This is a genomic window from Nocardia sp. NPDC058658 (assembly GCF_042716665.1).
Lineage (GTDB): Bacteria > Actinomycetota > Actinomycetes > Mycobacteriales > Mycobacteriaceae > Nocardia.
Window position 1 is genome coordinate 94,667 of record NZ_JBHXRR010000020.1, and the last position, 16,545, is coordinate 111,211.

At 67.1% G+C, this 16,545-nt stretch carries 15 protein-coding genes; 7 read left to right on the forward strand and 8 right to left on the reverse strand.

From position 1 onward, the window contains the following. Positions 1–76 precede the first annotated feature (76 nt). Entirely contained in the window at positions 77–841 is a 765-nt protein-coding gene (locus ACFWUP_RS24015) for an SDR family oxidoreductase (protein WP_379237861.1), read from the forward strand. A 71-nt stretch (positions 842–912) separates the two neighbouring features. Here ACFWUP_RS24015 and ACFWUP_RS24020 read toward each other — a convergent pair whose 3' ends face one another. From ACFWUP_RS24020 to ACFWUP_RS24040, 5 genes are all read right to left on the reverse strand, one after another. Further along, a complete protein-coding gene (locus ACFWUP_RS24020; RefSeq protein WP_379237862.1) occupies positions 913–3,258 on the reverse strand; it encodes an MMPL family transporter in 2,346 nt (781 codons plus the stop codon). A 180-nt stretch (positions 3,259–3,438) separates the two neighbouring features. Further along, a complete protein-coding gene (locus ACFWUP_RS24025; RefSeq protein WP_379237863.1) occupies positions 3,439–5,013 on the reverse strand; it encodes an ArnT family glycosyltransferase in 1,575 nt (524 codons plus the stop codon). After that, positions 5,010–6,581 carry a glycosyltransferase gene (locus ACFWUP_RS24030; RefSeq protein WP_379237866.1) on the reverse strand — a complete coding sequence of 524 codons (1,572 nt, stop codon included), beginning with the start codon at positions 6,579–6,581 and terminating at the stop codon, positions 5,010–5,012. Before ACFWUP_RS24030 ends, ACFWUP_RS24025 begins: the two co-directional genes overlap by 4 nt. Positions 6,582–6,786: 205 nt before the next feature. Further along, a complete protein-coding gene (locus ACFWUP_RS24035; protein WP_379237922.1) occupies positions 6,787–7,839 on the reverse strand; it encodes a lycopene cyclase family protein in 1,053 nt (350 codons plus the stop codon). A gap of 79 nt (positions 7,840–7,918) precedes the next feature. Continuing rightward, positions 7,919–8,215 (reverse strand): hypothetical protein, encoded by a 297-nt coding sequence (locus tag ACFWUP_RS24040; protein WP_379237868.1) that lies wholly within the window; start codon positions 8,213–8,215, stop codon positions 7,919–7,921. Between the two features lie 134 nt (positions 8,216–8,349). Here ACFWUP_RS24040 and ACFWUP_RS24045 point away from each other — a divergent pair, with 134 nt between their 5' ends. The 6 genes from ACFWUP_RS24045 to ACFWUP_RS24070 all read left to right on the forward strand — a co-directional run bounded on the left by ACFWUP_RS24045 (position 8,350) and on the right by ACFWUP_RS24070 (position 13,764). Then, complete coding sequence (locus ACFWUP_RS24045) at positions 8,350–9,243, forward strand: Ku protein (protein ID WP_379237870.1); 894 nt, start codon at positions 8,350–8,352, stop codon at positions 9,241–9,243. 15 nt (positions 9,244–9,258) lie between these two features. Further along, positions 9,259–9,795: a GNAT family N-acetyltransferase gene (locus tag ACFWUP_RS24050; RefSeq protein ID WP_379237872.1), complete on the forward strand. Its 537-nt coding sequence runs from the start codon at positions 9,259–9,261 to the stop codon at positions 9,793–9,795. A gap of 78 nt (positions 9,796–9,873) precedes the next feature. After that, a complete protein-coding gene (locus ACFWUP_RS24055) occupies positions 9,874–11,133 on the forward strand; it encodes an NAD(P)/FAD-dependent oxidoreductase (RefSeq protein ID WP_379237874.1) in 1,260 nt (419 codons plus the stop codon). Between the two features lie 98 nt (positions 11,134–11,231). Next, positions 11,232–12,101, forward strand: a complete 870-nt coding sequence (locus ACFWUP_RS24060) for a MetQ/NlpA family ABC transporter substrate-binding protein (RefSeq protein WP_379237876.1) — start codon at positions 11,232–11,234, stop codon at positions 12,099–12,101. After that, entirely contained in the window at positions 12,098–13,102 is a 1,005-nt protein-coding gene (locus tag ACFWUP_RS24065) for a methionine ABC transporter ATP-binding protein (RefSeq protein WP_379237878.1), read from the forward strand. Before ACFWUP_RS24060 ends, ACFWUP_RS24065 begins: the two co-directional genes overlap by 4 nt. Further along, entirely contained in the window at positions 13,102–13,764 is a 663-nt protein-coding gene (locus tag ACFWUP_RS24070; protein WP_379237880.1) for a methionine ABC transporter permease, read from the forward strand. The genes ACFWUP_RS24065 and ACFWUP_RS24070 overlap by 1 nt, the downstream gene beginning before the upstream one ends. A gap of 45 nt (positions 13,765–13,809) precedes the next feature. Here ACFWUP_RS24070 and ACFWUP_RS24075 read toward each other — a convergent pair whose 3' ends face one another. The 3 genes from ACFWUP_RS24075 to ACFWUP_RS24085 form a co-directional block, all read right to left on the reverse strand. Beyond that, positions 13,810–14,310 carry a DUF4189 domain-containing protein gene (locus tag ACFWUP_RS24075; protein ID WP_379237882.1) on the reverse strand — a complete coding sequence of 167 codons (501 nt, stop codon included), beginning with the start codon at positions 14,308–14,310 and terminating at the stop codon, positions 13,810–13,812. A gap of 242 nt (positions 14,311–14,552) precedes the next feature. Further along, a complete protein-coding gene (locus tag ACFWUP_RS24080; RefSeq protein WP_379237884.1) occupies positions 14,553–15,107 on the reverse strand; it encodes an NADAR family protein in 555 nt (184 codons plus the stop codon). 113 nt (positions 15,108–15,220) lie between these two features. Then, positions 15,221–16,498, reverse strand: a complete 1,278-nt coding sequence (locus ACFWUP_RS24085; protein WP_379237886.1) for a PucR family transcriptional regulator — start codon at positions 16,496–16,498, stop codon at positions 15,221–15,223. Positions 16,499–16,545: the final 47 nt, after the last annotated feature.

Below are 16,545 nucleotides of genomic sequence, written 5' to 3' on the forward strand. Positions count from 1 at the left end.
ACCACTTATTTTACCGTCGACACCGCCGGAAGCCGAACCCGGCGTTGCCCGATGTGAGCGTGGTTACTCTCGTCCCATGACTACCGACCTACTCGGCCGCACCGCTCTCGTCACCGGAGCCAGCCGTGGCATCGGCCTCGCGACTGCGGCAGAACTGATCCGCCGGGGCGCGAACGTGCTGATCACCGCCCGTAAACCCGAACCACTCGAAGCCGCGGCCACCGAGCTGCGGGCGCTGGGCCACCCGGGTCAGGTGAGCTTCATCGCAGGCAACGCCGGTGACGCCGACGCGCGCACGGAAGCCGTCGCCAGGGCCGTCACCGAGTTCGGATCGCTCGACATCCTGATCAACAACACCGGCATCAACCCGGTCTACGGGGCGCTGATGGATGCCGATCTGGGTGGCGTCAGCAAGATCTTCGACGTGAACGTGGTGGGTTCGCTGGGCTATATCCAGCAGGCCTACCGCGCGTGGATGGCCGAGCACGGCGGTGCGATCGTGAACGTGGCCAGCGTGGCCGGCATTCGTTCGTCCGGGGTGATCTCCGCCTACGGCGCGTCCAAGGCGGCGCTGATCCGGCTCACCGAGGAGCTGGCCTGGCAGTTGGGCCCGAAGATCCGGGTGAACGCGGTGGCGCCGGGCGTGATCAAGACCAAGTTCGCCGATGCGCTGTACGCCGACGACGAGGAGCGCGCCGCGAGCGTGTATCCGATGAAGCGGCTCGGCGTGCCCGAGGACGTGGCCCGGCTGATCGCGTTTCTGGTCTCCGACGAGGCTGCGTGGATCACCGGGGATTGTGTGCGGGTCGACGGCGGGTTGCTGGCCACCGGCGGCATCTGAAGCTGCCGCAACGACCGAGGGCGACACCGGAAGTCCGGTGTCGCCCTCGTCACGTCGGCTGCGCAAGCGTGTCAGTCCGAGGTTTCCCGGCTTCCCGCCGATGCCGTCAGGCTGGCGCTTTCCTCGGCCATCGCCGCCTCCCGCGCCGAGGCGGCACGTGCCGCCTCGGCGCGCGCGAGCGGATCCATGACGACGATCTCCTCGGACCGAGCGGCGAGCGGATCACGCACCACCACTTCGCGTTTCGAACGTGCCGAACCGCTGTCGTCCAGGCCCCACCGGTCGTGCAGGCGGTGCAGGAATTCCGGTGCGTACCAGTTGGCTTCGCCGAGCAGCTTCATCGCGGCGGGCAGCAGGAACCCGCGCACGAGGGTGGCGTCGACGATCACCGCCAGCGGCAGGCCGATGCCGAAGGCCTTCATGAAGGTGATGTCGGAGGCGAGGAAGCCGAGGAACACCAGTGAGATCAGGATCGCGGCGGCGGTGACGATGCGCCCCACCCGTTCCAAGCCGAGCGCGACCGCTGTCTCGTTCTTGCCGGTGCGGTCGTATTCCTCGCGGATCCGCGAGAGCAGGAACACCTGATAGTCCATCGCGAGACCGAAGGCGGCGGCGAACAGCATCACCGGGACGGTGGCCGACAGGTCCCCGGTGACGGTGAAGCCGAGCACCCCGGACAGGTGCCCGTCCTGGAAGATCCACACCAGCGCACCGAAGGTCGCGGTCAGGCTCAGCGCGCTGAGGATCACCGCCAGCACCGGCAGCACCACACTGCCGGTGAGCGCGAACAGCACGATCAGCATCATGATCACCACGAAACCGAGCGCCCACGGCAGTTCGTTCTCGATGGCGGCCACCGAATCGACGTTGGCCGCGGCCACGCCACCGACCAGCAACTCGCTCGGTGTCGGCACCGCGCGCACCTGGTGGACCAGGTTCGCCAGGGCGTCGCTGTCGCCGGTGGCGGGCACGATCGACAGGTAGACGGCCTTCTCGACCCGGAATCGCGCGTTGGCCGCGGTGGGTTCGACGAGCAACCCGCCCTGGGCGTAGCTGCCGGTGGCGGTGTCGACGCGGCGGACGTTGTCCAGGTCGGACATGTCGCGGGCGATGGTGTCGAGTCCCGCTGCGCTGTAAGCACTCTCGGGCAGCACCGCGACGAGGGTGTGCTGGTCGCTCTCGCCGAAGTCGCGCGCCACGATCTCGGCGACCTGACGCGAGTTCATCGATGCGGGCAGGGTTCGTTCGTCGGGGAAACCGAGTTTCACGCCCAGGAACGGCGCGCCGAGCAGGAGCAGCAGCGCCGTGACAGCGAGTCCGATCGAGATGGGCTTACGCATCACGGCGGTGGCGAGCTTGTGCCAGGCGCCCTCGCCAGGTGCGGGACGTGGTGCGCGCAGGAACCACCAGCCGAGCTGGCCCTTGTCGATGCGCGTGCCGATCAGCAACAGCGCGGCGGGCAGCACGGTGAGCGACACCAGCGCGGCCAGCGCCGCGACGACGATGCCGGCGTAGCCCATCGACCGGATCGCCAGCAGCGGGAAGAACAACAGCCCGGCCAACGCCACCGCGACCGTGAGCGCGGAGAACGCGACGGTGCGGCCAGCGGTGCGCATGGTGGTGGCGACCGCGCCTGCCGGGGTGCGGCCCTCGGCGAGTTCGTCGCGGTAGCGGCTCACGATCAGCAGGCTGTAGTCGATGGCCAGCCCGAGACCGAGCAGGGTCGCCACGTTGGTCGCGGTGACCGACAACGGAGTGAACAGGGTGAGCAACCACAGCGCGCCCATGGTGGTGAGCACGGTGCCGATCGCGACGAGCAGCGGCAGGCTCGCGGCGACCAGGCCACCGAAGACGAACATCAGCGCGATCAGGGTGAGTGGGAAGGCGATGGCCTCGCCCTTGACGATATCGGTCTTGCTCTGCTGCACCGTCTCGTGCATCAGCATGGCGAATCCGCCCACCCTGACCTGCAACGATCCTTGCTCGCCCGTCAACTCCTCGGAGATGGCGGTGACGCGCTCGTCGATCTCGCGTTCGCTGCCGAGCACGCTCGCGACGATCATGCCCTGCTTGCCGTCGACGCTGCGCAGCGCGGGCAGGTGAGTGGTCCAGTACGACATCACGTCGGTGACACCGGCGCGTTCCTGCAGGTTGGCGACCAATGCCGTTGCCGCCGCGGTGGATTCGGGGTCCTCGACCGACGACTCGGTTTCCACCAGCAGCAGCAGGTTCGGTGGTGCCTGCCCGAACTCGTCACGCAACACCTCGAGCGCGCGGCTGGATTCACTGCCGGGGTCGGTGTATCCGCCGCCCTCCACCCGCTCGAACAGCGTGGCGCCCAGTGCACCGAGCACCACTGCGAGCACCGCGAAAACGCCGAGCACCCAGCGACTGCGCCGCCTGGTGAATTCGAACACCGAAACCCCTAACTGATCACGCTCTGACGCGAGGCGCACTTCGACGCGCGGGGCTGGAATTGTTCCGGCCGACCGCCTCGTCTCACCCGATCCTGTTGGCGGGTCGGCGCGTTCGCGTGGCGATCGTAGCAACATCGTGGCGGTGCCGCCGGGCCTCGGCCGGACCGCTGTCGAGGCCGGTCAGCTAACGGTATGCACCACCCGCATCACGGTGACTTCGGTGGCGCCCGCACCGAAGGTCGCGACCACCTGAGCGTGGTCGATGGCGGTGAACACCCACGGCATCGTGGCCGGTGATTGGGCCGAGATCGTGGCCGCGGACAGGGCGAGGTAGTCGATGGCGGTCCAGGTGCCGATGTCGGTGGCGACGCCGGGGTCACTGTCGACCTTGTAGACCCAGACATTGTGCTCGGCGTCGAATCCGGCGTTGAGCAGGTCGAGCCACAGTTCGCTTTCGGTGACCACCAGCGCGTCACGCGGGACGTTGGCGGCGATCCAGGCGACCGCTTCGCGTTCGGGGCGGTCCTCGTCGAGGGTGAACTGTCGCGCCAAGGTGGTCGGCCAGGTGCCGGCCAGGGTGGTCGCGGCGATCGGCAGTGCGACGAGCAGTACGACCGTGGCGAGCGCGGTGACGCGCCAGTGCTTCTCGACGTACCAGGCGGCGATGCGCGCGTGCCCGAGATCGGCGACAGCGGCCAGTGCCAGCGCCAGGAACGGCAGCACCGTCACCACGTACATGGCGGGGACATATCCCCCGCGCGCGAGCATCAGCAGCTGGGCGACCACGAGCACCACCACCGGTCGCCACCGAGGCACGAAAACCAGTGCGGCGGTGGCGAACACACCGCCGATGGGCAGCAACAGGTCGAGCTCGAGCCAGGTGTCGATGAGCCTGCGGACATCGCTGTCCGGATCCAGGATCGAGCCGCTACCCGCCCGAGCCGACAGCTGCCACTCGATCGCCTCCCACAGACTGACGTGCCCCACACCGGGCAGCAATTCGCTCTTGACCGCCGCGAACAGCGGATACAGCGACACCGACATCACGAACACCACCGCGACCGAGACCACGACGTACTCCCGGTTGCCCGCCCCGCGATAGTGCCGCCACAGCGCGTAGGCCAGGGCGGGTGCGGCGATGGCGAGGGTTTCCTTCGTGGTGACGGTGATCGCGAAGCACACCGCCGCCCCGACCGCCGCGCCCCATCGTCGCCGGGGCGAGAGCGCGAGCACGAAGCTCGCCAGCAGCCAGGCGAGAGCGATGTTGTCCAGCAACACCATTCGGCCGTAGTGCACGGCCAGCGGGCTGAACACGAACAGCACCACCGCGACGGCGGCCCAGCCGGTGCGCAACCCCATGCGCCGGGCGAGCACGAACAGCAGTGCGGCCGTGGCCATTCGGATGACGACCATGAACTCACGGCCCGCCATCACCGTGTTGTCCGACCAGCGTTGCAGGCCGCGGGTGAGTTCGAACCAGATCGACATCTGCACCCAGCCCAGCGGCGGATGGTCGTACCAGTAGGTGTAGTGCGCGAGGGCACCCAGATTCGGAATCGCCCATGCCTGAGCGACATACACGCCCTCGTCACCGAAACGGATCGGATAGCCGGTGATGCCGATCGCGGTCACCATACCCGAGCACAGGGCGAGCGCGGCGATCAGGAGCTGGGTCTTGCGGCGCGGGGTGAGCCGAGGTTTCGCGGGAACCAGTTCGACGACCGGGGCGAGTGCGTCAATGGCGGGCGCGCTCATGCGGTCCTGCTCAGCGCCGGGGCGACGTCGAAGTGGTCGCCGACGTGCGCGGTCTTGTCCCAGCCGAGTTTGCCCATCGCGTACCAGACCACGGCCTGCAGCGCGGCGAACGACAGCACCAGCTGATACGGATAGAAGGTCACCACGAACAGCGGGTACACATGCCACGGCACCCGGCGCGCGTAGATCCGGCCGTATTCGCGAATCTGCAACAGCTGCAAGGCGATTCCGAGCACGATCGGAATTGTCGGCAGGCACACCGCCACCGCGAGCGGCGCGGGCGATTTGATCCAGAACAGGGTGATCAGGGTCAGCGGCAGGATGGCCAGCGAGATCGTCTGGAACAGGCTCATCGACAGGATCCACACCGCCACCATGCGACTGCGCACCGTCGGCAGCGACCGCCAGTTGCCCGCGACCAGGCTCTGCAGGAACCCGATGTTCCAGCGGCGCCGCTGTTTCACCAGCGTCAGCAAGCTGGGCGGGGTTTCCTCGCGGGTGGTCAGGCGCGGGTCGTAGAAGGTGAGCGTGCGGGCACGGTGCACCGCGGTGGCGCGGATGCCGAGTTCGCAGTCCTCGGTGAGCGACATCGGCCAGCCGTCGGATTTGGCCAGCAGTTCCGCGCGCAAGAAGACGGTGTTGCCGCCCAGCGGCATGAAGCCGCGGTCGGATTGGTAGCGCATCTGCGAGGAGAACCAGCGGGTGTATTCCAGGAGGTTGTGCCAGGCGTACCAGCGGTGCAGGCGCTGGCCGACGCGGCGCCGGAACGTGCCGGTGATCTGCGGGTCCATCAGCTGGATGCCGCCCTGGATGATCTCGACTTCGGGGTGGTCCTGGAAGGCCTGGTCGACCGCGCACAGCAGACCGGGCGCGGCCAGCGATTCGGCATCGAGGATCGTGAACACGGTGAACTCGTCGCGCAACTGCCAGAACGCGTAGTTGAGCTGCTGCGGTTTGTTCGGCGGACGGTCGCGCAGCGGGTAGATCAGCAGCTGGACGGGGCCGGGCGTTTCGTGGGTGCGGGCGGGTGCGAAGCGAAGGGCTTCGTCGAGGTCGCGGCGGATGCGGTCGTAGCCGTGCCCACGGGCGAAGCCCTCGTTGACGACATGCGCGGTAGTCGCTGCGACAGCGCAGGTTTCGGGATCGTCGTCGTTGATCACCGTCACGACGCGATGCGCGGGATGATCACGCTGGGTCCAGGCGGTGTTGAGCAGGGTGTGGGCGAGCACATCGGTTTCGTGCCTGGCCGGGATGAGCACCGCGATGGCCTCGCGAGCGGGCCCGTCGGGCTCGGCGAGCAGCAGCTGACCTTCCAGCCCCGATTCGCGGTGCATGTAAACCAGCGAGACCAGGAACGAACAGCTCATCACCATGGCGAACACCGAGAAGCTGACACCGGCGACGATCAGGAACACCCGGAGGTCGTCGACGAGGAGATAGCAGACGGCGACACTGCCGAGCGCACCGATCAGCAAGCCCAACATGGCTTTTCGCGATACCTTGCGACTGTTCTCGCCGTGCACCAGGTGGGTGGCGCGAGTGCGCGGGGGTGGGGCTTCGACATGCACGTTTGATCACCCGGATTTCGACGACCGACAGATTGACCGGTGACCACCCCGACGTCAGCCCCCGCGCCCCGAACCGGTCGGCACGATGGCGTGCGGTAGGCGGCATGCCCGGCCACGACGCCGGACAGCGAAATCCTAGCAAGGGTGTTGCGCCCCGGCATGTTTGAGAAATTGACGATTGGGTAAACAGGTTCTCCGCTACCGGCTAGCCGATGCCGATGACCGAGGTAGCGAGGGTGCGTTGCAGGCGCGGGGGTAGGTCAGCGAACAATGCGCGCATCGCCGCCAGAGTTCCGCGAAGGTCGTCGCGTCCCGACAGGTACGAATGTTGCAGCGGGGCAGGCAAACCGAGGAACGCATCGAAGAAGATCGGTACCTCGCGCGGCGGAAGGGCCAGCAGCGCACGCAATCCGGCGCGGCGCAGGGCAGCGACCGCGCGAGCCTGCGGGGTCCAGATGTTCCCGCCCGCGACGACGATGTCGGCTGCGGCGAGGGCGGCGGCGACGCTGTAACCGGTCGCCGGATGTGTGAGTCCCCCGGCCGCACCGAACCGCCCGTTCCCCGGTGTGCCACCCTGCACCGGAAATCGCACTCGCTCAACCGGTTCGGTTCCGGACAGCTCGATCCCGCGCGCCTCGAGCCGATGTTCCAGCCTGTGCCGCAACACTTCCGGCGTGAGTGCGGGTCGGCCTGCCAGGCAGGTTTCCTCGTACAACACGGCATCGCCACCGAGCGGCACCACGTAGAGGAACGACGGCATCTCATCGGGCCCGGCACCGTTGTCGCGACGCCAATCCATGAACAACGTCTCGCCGTGGTCGCGATCGAGAACCACACCATAGGCAGTCTGCTCAGCACGCCCGGGCCTGCGCCCCAATCCGCGCGCATCCACCACCCGTCCGGTACAGGTCACCCCCTCTGCGGTTCGCACCGTCCCACCCCGCGCATCGACCTCGACCACCCGATCCGCGAGCACCGTCACCCCATCCAGCGTCAGCGAAGCTTGCAGCCCCGCAGTATCGAACACCCGATAAACCCGCTCGATCCGATGCTCCCCCACCCCCCAAGCCAACGGCCCCGCCACCGTCGCCGCCACCACCTCGGCACCAAGCCACCCCGGCAACTCATCAGCCCAAGCCGCATAAGTAGGCGTCCACACCCGCTCCGGCGCCGGATCAACCGCAACCACCGCCAACCCCTGTGCAACCGCACGATGAGCCACCGCCCGCCCCGCAGGACCGAGCCCACACACGATCAGGTCCGCACGCACCCCACGATTGGACCAGACCCGATATCGCCCACTGCCGCCGCACCACCGAGCCGCGCCCGGCGACCTGCTACGAAGTCGTGCGGGCCGAGAGCGTGGCGACACCGAGGACGGCCAATGCGCGGGAACTCAGATTGCCCAGCGCGCGGGCGACCTTCGGCCTGCGCAACCATCGCCCCGCACGAGCTGCGACGACGGCGACCACAAGCAGCCAGGCGAACGATCCGAGCCCGGAACCGGCCGCGGCGGCTATGCCGAGCCGCGCACCGGACAGGGAATGGCGCAGCACGAGAAAGGTGTCGGGCCCCGGCGTAATCGCCAGCAGCAGACAGAGCCCGGCGAACGCCAACAGAGCGGGTACTGACATAACGGCCATGCGCTTGTCTATCAACCAATTCGGAGCCGCGCGAGTCCCTTTTTCAAGCTCTCCCCGGTTACGGACCAGCGGCGATTCGATGCCGCTTGCTCGCCAGGGCGCAACATATCGACCATGATGGGGAAATGAGGTCGATCTGGAAGGGCTCGATCGCTTTCGGGCTGGTCAATGTGCCGGTCAAGGTTTATACCGCGACCGAGGATCACGACATTCGGTTCCATCAGGTCCACGCCAAGGACGGGGGCCGGATCAAATATGACCGGGTGTGTCAGGTGTGTGGGAATTCTGTGCAGTTCGCCGATATCGACAAGGCCTATACCTCGCCCGACGGTGAGCAGGTGGTGTTGACCGATCAGGATTTCTCGAAATTGCCCGCGGCCGAGAAGCACGAGATTCCGGTGCTGGAGTTCGTGCCGTCCGAGGAGATCGACCCGATCCTGTTCGACAAGAGCTACTACCTCGAACCCGATTCGACGACCCCGAAGGCCTATCAGTTGCTGGCCGCGACCCTCGAACGGACCGACAAGACCGCGCTCGTGCACTTCACCCTGCGGCAGAAGACACGCCTGGCCGCGTTGCGCGTGCGCGACGGTGTGCTGGTGCTGCAGACGCTGCTGTGGCCCGACGAGGTGCGTGCGGTCGAATTCCCGTCGCTCGAGGACGCGCCCGCCCCGCGCCCGCAGGAACTGAAGATGGCCGAGACTCTGGTCGAGTCGATGTCCGGTGATTTCGATCCGTCCGAATACACCGACGAATACCAGATCGAACTGCAGAAACTCCTCGACGAGGCGATCGCCAGCGGCACCGGCAAGGTCGAACCGGCGGCGGAGACCGAGCCCGCCGAACAGGCCGACGCCGAGGTCGTGGATCTGGTCGCCGCGCTGCAGCGCAGTCTCGAGGCCAGCGGGCGCAGGGAAGCCGCCCCGGAGAAGCCGGCGAAGAAGACCGCGGCCAAGAAGGCCGCACCGCGCAAAGCCGCGGCCAAGACCACAGCGTCCAAGGCCCGCAAGGGCGCGTAGGGCACACTGGCGGCCATGGACACCGCCATCGCTGTCGTGCCGATGGGATTGGGACACCTGCGCCAAGTCCTCGACCTCGGCCATCAGGTCTTCGACACCACCATCAAGCCGTACACATCGTGGTCGCTCACGGCCGTCGCCCAGCACCTCGACAGCCCCGACAACGCCTGCTGGGTGGCCCTGGATTCCGACCGGGTGGTCGGGTTCGTGCTCGGGTCGATGGAGTTCGAGCATCGCGACGACTGGGCGTATCTGGAATGGATCGCGGTCGCCCCCGATATGCAGGGCCACGGGATCGCGCGGCGGCTGGTGAACGTGTGCTCGGAGGCGCTGTTCGCGCGCGGGGCCCGCCATATCGTCACCGATGTCGAGGACCGCAACAGTGCCTCGGCCGCGCTGATGACCAGCAGCGGCTTCGTGCCCGCCGCGACCGTCACGTTGCTGGTTCGCGCCAATCCCGCGACCCCGGACGACGACGCCACGCTGCCGCCGATCACCAAACGCGACCTCGTCCGCCGGGGGCGGTTGTCGGTCGAGCACCCGCTGCGCTGATTCGTGCCGGGTCCGGGTCGGCCCGGAGGTACGGAGTGCCGCGCACCCATATCCCCAGGTCCGGCCTATTCTCGACAGGTGGCTCCTACTCCGCAGGACGAGCACGACAACGCCGAGCTGACCGTGGTCGCCGACATGTGGTCGCCCGCGTGCACCGCGATCCGCACCTTCCTGGCCCGCAACGAAATCACTTGTCGCTGGGTGCAACCCAGCCATCCGACCGGACAAAAGCTCCTCGACGAACACGGTTTCACCGCCGAGGACACGCCGGTGCTGATCGCCTCGGACGGACGCGCCCTCAAACCCACCGGCGAGGAACAGCTCGCCGAGTGGGTGGGTCTACATACGAAACCCACCGCCGACGACTACGACCTGCTCATCGTCGGCGGCGGACCCGCCGGCATGGCGGCCGCGCTCTACGGCGCCTCGGAGGGGCTGCACACGATCCTGCTCGAACGGTGGGCGATCGGCGGCCAGGCCGGACTGAGCTCCGACATCCAGAACTATCTCGGTTTCCCCGACGGCATCTCCGGTTCCGACCTCACCGACCGCGCCCGCAGACAGGCTGCCAAATTCGGCGCCGAACTGGTGATCAGCCTGCAGGCCGACCAGCTGCGCCCCACCGACCACGGCTTCGCGGTCCACTGCACCGACGACGTCACCGTCACCGCTCGCTCGGTGATCATCGCGACCGGCGCCTCCTTCCGCACCCTCGACATCCCGAGTGTCGACAAGTTCAACGGCCGCGGCGTGTTCTACTTCTCCGCACTCACCGAGGCACCGCTGTGCTCGGGCTCCGATGTCTACATCGTCGGCGGTGCGAACTCCGCGGGTCAGGCGGCGGTCTATTTCTCCTCCTGCGCCCGCAAGGTGATCATGCTGGTCCGCGCCGATTCCCTGGCCGTAGAGATGTCGAGCTACCTGATCGAGCAGATCGCGTCGATCCCGACCATCGAGGTGCGCACCAGCGTCGAAGTCGTCGACGCCTCCGGTGACACCCACCTCGAACACCTCACCCTGCGCGACCGCAAGACCGGCGCCGTGGAAGAAGTACCCGCCACCTGGCTGTTCGCGTTCATCGGCGCGAACCCCGCAACCGGCTGGCTCGATGATTCGTTCGCCCGCGACGACCACGGCTACCTCCTCACCGGCCCCGACATCGCCACCGTCGACGCCGCCGCCTGGCACCTGGAACGCCCACCCCTCCACCTGGAAACCACGGTCCCTGGGGTGTTCGCGGCCGGTGACGTGCGCGCGTTCAACGGCCACCGCGTCGCCGCCGCCGTCGGCGAGGGATCGATGGCCGTCATGCTGGTCCACAAGTTCCTGCACGACTGACGTCGCAAAGTTAGACGCTCGTCCAGGTATTGGCGAGGGTTTCGCTCGCGGCAAGCTAAACCATTGTCGAGGGTTGCTGGGACGGCTTGGATTGCCGAGTGAAATTCTCTAGAACACTGGCGATCCCGGTGCTGATTGCCACCGCGGCCCTCACCCTCACCGCGTGCGGTTCCGATGACGCGTCGGGCACGGTGGTGCGGATCGGCACCACCGACAAGGACAAGGCGTTCGAGGTCTTCGAACAGAAGGCCAAGGAGCAGGGCATCACCCTGAAGGTCACCAATTTCTCCGACTACAAGCAGCCGAACACGGCGCTGTCGCAGAAGCAGATCGACCTCAACCTGTTCCAGCACCTGCAGTTCCTCGGCCAGTACAACGTGGCGAGCTCGGACACGCTCACCCCGATCGGCTCGACTTACATTGTGCCGCTGGGTCTTTACTCGAAGAAGCACAAGACGCTGGCCGATATCCCGGCCGGCGGCGAGATCGCGATTCCCAACGATCCGACCAACCAGGCGCGCGCGCTGTTCGTGCTGCAGGCGGCCGGGTTGCTGAAGCTCAGCGGCACGCCGACCCAGCCGACCCCGGCCGATATCGACAAGGCCGCTTCCAAGGTGCGGGTGACCCCGGTCGACGCCGCCCAGACCGCACTGTCGCTGCCGTCGGTCGACGGCTCGGTGATCAACAACACCTTCCTGGAGCGCTCGGGTGTCGATCCGAAATCGGCGCTGTACAAGGATGATCCGAAGAATCCGGCCGCCGAGCCCTACATCAATGTGATCGTCAGCCGCGCCGAGGACAAGAACAATCCGACCTATCTGAAGCTGACCGAGATCTGGAAAGACCAGGCCGTGGCCACCGCGCACGCCGAGGTCACCAAGGGCACCGCGGTCGCGGTGAACCGCACCGGCCCCGAGCTCGAGCAGATCCTGGACCGGGTGCAGCAGGGCATCCGTACGACCAAGTGAACGCGGCGGTCGAATTCCGTTCCGTCACGAAGGTTTTCGGCAGCGGCAAAGACCAGCACACCGCACTGGAGAACATCGACCTGCGGATCGAACCCGGTGAGATCTTCGGGGTGATCGGCTACGCGGGCGCGGGCAAGTCCACGCTGGTGCGGCTGATCAACGCCCTCGACAAGCCCACCTCCGGCACTGTCACGATCTCCGCCACCCCCATCACCGGGGTGCCGGAGGCGCAGGTGCGCAGGCTGCGCCGCGATATCGGCATGGTGTTCCAGCAGTTCAATCTGTTCCGATCCCGCACTGCCGCAGGCAATATCGAGTATCCGCTGAAGGTGGCGGGCTGGAAGCGGGCCGAGCGCAAGGCCCGGGTCGCCGAACTGCTGGAATTCGTCGGGCTCGCCGACAAGGCGCGCGCGTACCCCGATCAGCTGTCGGGTGGGCAGAAGCAGCGGGTCGGGATCGCCAGGGCGCTGGCGACGTCGCCTTCACTGTTGCTCGCCGATGAGGCCACCTCCGCGCTCGACCCGGAAACCACGGGTGAGGTGCTGCGACTGCTGAAGAAGATCAACGCCGAACTCGGGGTGACCATCGTGGTGATCACCCACGAGATGGATGTGATCCGGGCGGTCGCCGACCGGGTCGCGGTGCTGGCCGAGGGGCGGATCGTCGAATTGGCTTCCACCTTCGATGTTTTCGCGGCACCGCAGGCCGCGCCGACACGGTCGTTCGTGGCGACCGTGCTGCACAATCGGCCCGATGCGACGGAACTGGATCGCTTGCGCGAACTGCACGGCGGGCGGTTGGTCACCGTCGACATCGATGACGACAGCGGGCTCGGCGCGGCATTGGCCGCCGCGACCGCCGCCGACGTGCGCTTCGAGATCGTCTACGGCGGGGTGAGCACGTTGCAGGACAAGACCTTCGGCAGCGTCACACTGGCGCTGCACGGCCCCGATGCCGCGCTGGATCGTGTTGTCGCCGACCTGGAACGGAAGGCCCGCTGATGGAAACGAACTGGGAGAAGCTGCGGCCCACACTGTTCGAGGCGATCGGGACCACCGTCTACCTGGTCGGCGTGACATTCGTGGTGGCCGGGGTGATCGGGCTCGTCCTGGGAACCGCGCTCTACACGACCCGCAAGGGCGGGTTGCTGGCGAACGCGCCGACCTACTTCGTGCTCAATGTGTTGGTCAATATCGTGCGCCCGATTCCGTTCATCATTCTGCTGGCCGCGCTCGGTCCGGTCACCCTGGAGGTGGTCGGCACGACAATCGGTTCCGAGGCGGCGCTGTTCGTGATGATCGTCGCGGCGTCGTTCGGTATCGCGCGGATCGTCGAGCAGAACCTGGTGACGGTCGATCCCGGCGTGATCGAGGCGGCTCGCGCGGTCGGCGCGGGACCGCTGCGGATCATTGTCACGCTGATCATCCCGGAAGCGTTGGGGCCGTTGATCCTCGGCTACACGTTCGTGGTGATCTCGATCGTCGACATCTCCGCGATGGCGGGGACGGTCGGCGGTGGTGGGCTCGGTGATTTCGCCATCGTCTACGGGTATCAGCAGTTCCAGTGGCAGGTCACGCTGGTCGCGGTGCTGATCATCATCGTCGGCGTGCAGGGTGTGCAGTTCTTCGGCAACTGGCTGGCCAGAAAAGTGCTGCGCCGCTGAAAACAGTAGGGGCACAGAGTTGTTCACTCTGTGCCCCTACTTGCGTCAGACGTTGGCCGTGCAGGCCGACAGGATCACGCTCGCCGCGCGGGGCGACGCCGAACCCAGGTCGGGGAAGGGCGGGGCGCTGAAGCCGAGCACATCCACCGCGGCCCGCTCGGCTGCGGCCAGGGAGTGATCCCATGCCCAGCCGAACCGGTAGTCCGCACCCTGGGCCACCGCACCGCAGGCATTGCGGAATTCGACGACCACCTGGCAGTCCCTGACCCCACACTCGTCGAGTGCGGCCCGGCTGGCCGCCGCCCAGCTGCCGTAATTCACCGCCGAGGCCACCACCGCGTTGCCCGGCGACAACGCCAGCGCCCCGTAGAGATCGCCCGCCGCGGCCTGGAATCCACCATCACGTGACACGGCGGTGTACCCCGGCACCTCCGCGATCGCGACCCCGCTCGCCCCCGCGGAAGCAGGCCCCGCGGTCACCACGGTGAACGCCGCCACCGCCGACACAGCAGCCACACCAAGGGCATATTTGCCCAGCACAGACATCAGAGATTCTCCCCATCGAAATACCGACTCCGCGCCTCGAAGCCGAACCAATCATGAACTCCCCGCCCACTCCCCCGGAAATAGTTTTCCGGCATAGCGGCGACGGCCCATCAGCGAATCCCACCGTGGCACCGAGACAGCCCCGGGCACAGCGGTTTTCGCACATTGTGACGTCCGATTCCTCCCGGATCGTTCATCCGCCACAGACTAACAACGCCCACCGACAAGTAGCGTCGAACCACCTACTGACGAATCAGCTCATCCCGCGCCCGCATCAACGCGAACCCGAGCAGGTTCAACCCCTTCCACCGACCCGGCTCAGTCGTGTCCGGATCGTCGGCGGCCAACCCGATCCCCCAGATCCGGTCCACCGGGCTCGCCTCGACGAGCACGCGAGAACCGGTCCCGGTCAGGAACTTCCGCAGCGCGTCATCCTGCCCGAACTTGGCCACACTCCCCGCGACAACGATGTCGAATCGCGCACCCACCCAAACATTTTCGTCGAAGTCCCTGATCTGCCTTCCGAGCTTCTTCGCCTGGCTCGGGTGACCGACCTCGAGCACCTTCGCCGCCGTGGCCGCGTCATCGAACAGCAACGCCTTGCGCCACATCATGTAGTGCTCAGCACTGGCGAATTCCACCCCGTCGACCACGAAACTCGCAGGCCACCACTGACTCAGGCGACTCGAGCCGAGTGTCCCGTCCCGACGTGGACTGTGCCCCCAGAACGCCAGGTACTTCGGCGTAGCACCCTGCGAGATCGCCTGGCACAGTTGCTCTACGGATTCGAAAGCCATCACCCCTCCTCGTTTTGGTCAATGCAACCATATAAAGGAAGATGGTGCTACCCCCTGCACGCGAACACCTCGGCACGGTTGTGTCGAGGTGTTCGATGTAGCGGATTCCAGGGTCAGGCCGATCGGGCGCCGTCCAGGTCAGGGTAGGGGTGGCGGCGGATTCTGGTGTCGGCGGCGGTGGTCGATTGGGGGGCGGGGCCGGTATGGAAGCTGCGGGCGATCATCGAGGAGCGCAATTGCCACAGGCCGGAGGACTGGGCGGGGTCGAGGCCGGTGAGTTGGGCTACTCGGCGCAGCCGGTAGTCGACGGTGTTGGTGTGGATGTGCAGCAGGCGCGCGGTGCGCTGGCGGTTCATGTTGTTGGCGATGTGCACGCGCAGGGTTTCGTAGAGCTCGGGGTGGTTGTCGAGGGGGGCCAGGAGCTCGCCGAGGCGGGCACGGCCGGGGCCGGGGCGGGTGAGCTGGTATTCCAGGGCGAGATCGCCGAAGCGATACAGGCCGGGGGCGCTGTCGAGACGCTCCACCATGTCGAGGAGTTCGTGGGCGCGCTGGGCCGCGTCGGGGATCTCGTCGGTGGTGGCGGGTACCAGGGCGGCCGTGATGTCGACGTGCGCGGCCCGCGACAGACCCTCGACCAGTGCGTCGAGCTGCTCGTCGACCATCAGATCGGACGGGATCAGCAGGGTGCCACCGTCGACCGACAGCAGCGACAACACCTGCTCACCGCAGCGGTGCGCCAGCGCGGTCTGCACCCTGCGCAGCTTGCGCCGGGCCACCACCGCGCCGTTCACGCGCGGGTCACGCTCGTCGGGATGCGTCCCGATCGAGATGGCCAACACCGAGTACGCGTCGGCGACGGTGATCCCGACCTCGCGGGCCATCGTGACGGTCGACTGACCGGCCAGCAGCGCCGAGGTGAGTGTGTGCACGGCGGTGTGATGCTCGCCGACGGCCTCACGGTGCTCGCGGATGTAGGACCGGGTCACGGTGGTGCACAACAGATCCGAGATCTCGACGGTCCGGCGGAAGCCGTGGATCAAGCTCGCGCGATCGGTGTCGGCTACCTCGTCGTAGACCGCGTCGAACGCGAGCCGGAAGCCCTCGTGGAAGGCGTGCAGGATCGTGTCGATCGGCACGCCCTCGCGCGCCCAGCCGGCCGCCGCCACCGCGAGCCGGTTCAGTTTCACCTCCTCGTCGCGGCCGTCGAGCATGCCGCCGACGATTTCCAGGCACATCCGGGTGACCGAGGTGACGTCGCCGGCGATCACATCGCCGGGTAGCGTCCGGCAGGTCGCGACGTTGTCGACGAAATGACCGACCAATCGGCTGGTCATCGTCCGGACGTCACGCAGGGGCTGCCACAGTGCCGTCTCGTCCAGTGGGATCGTCATCGTCGACTCCTCCTTCTACACCCCGGCGTCGCCGGTGGTGGTTGTGC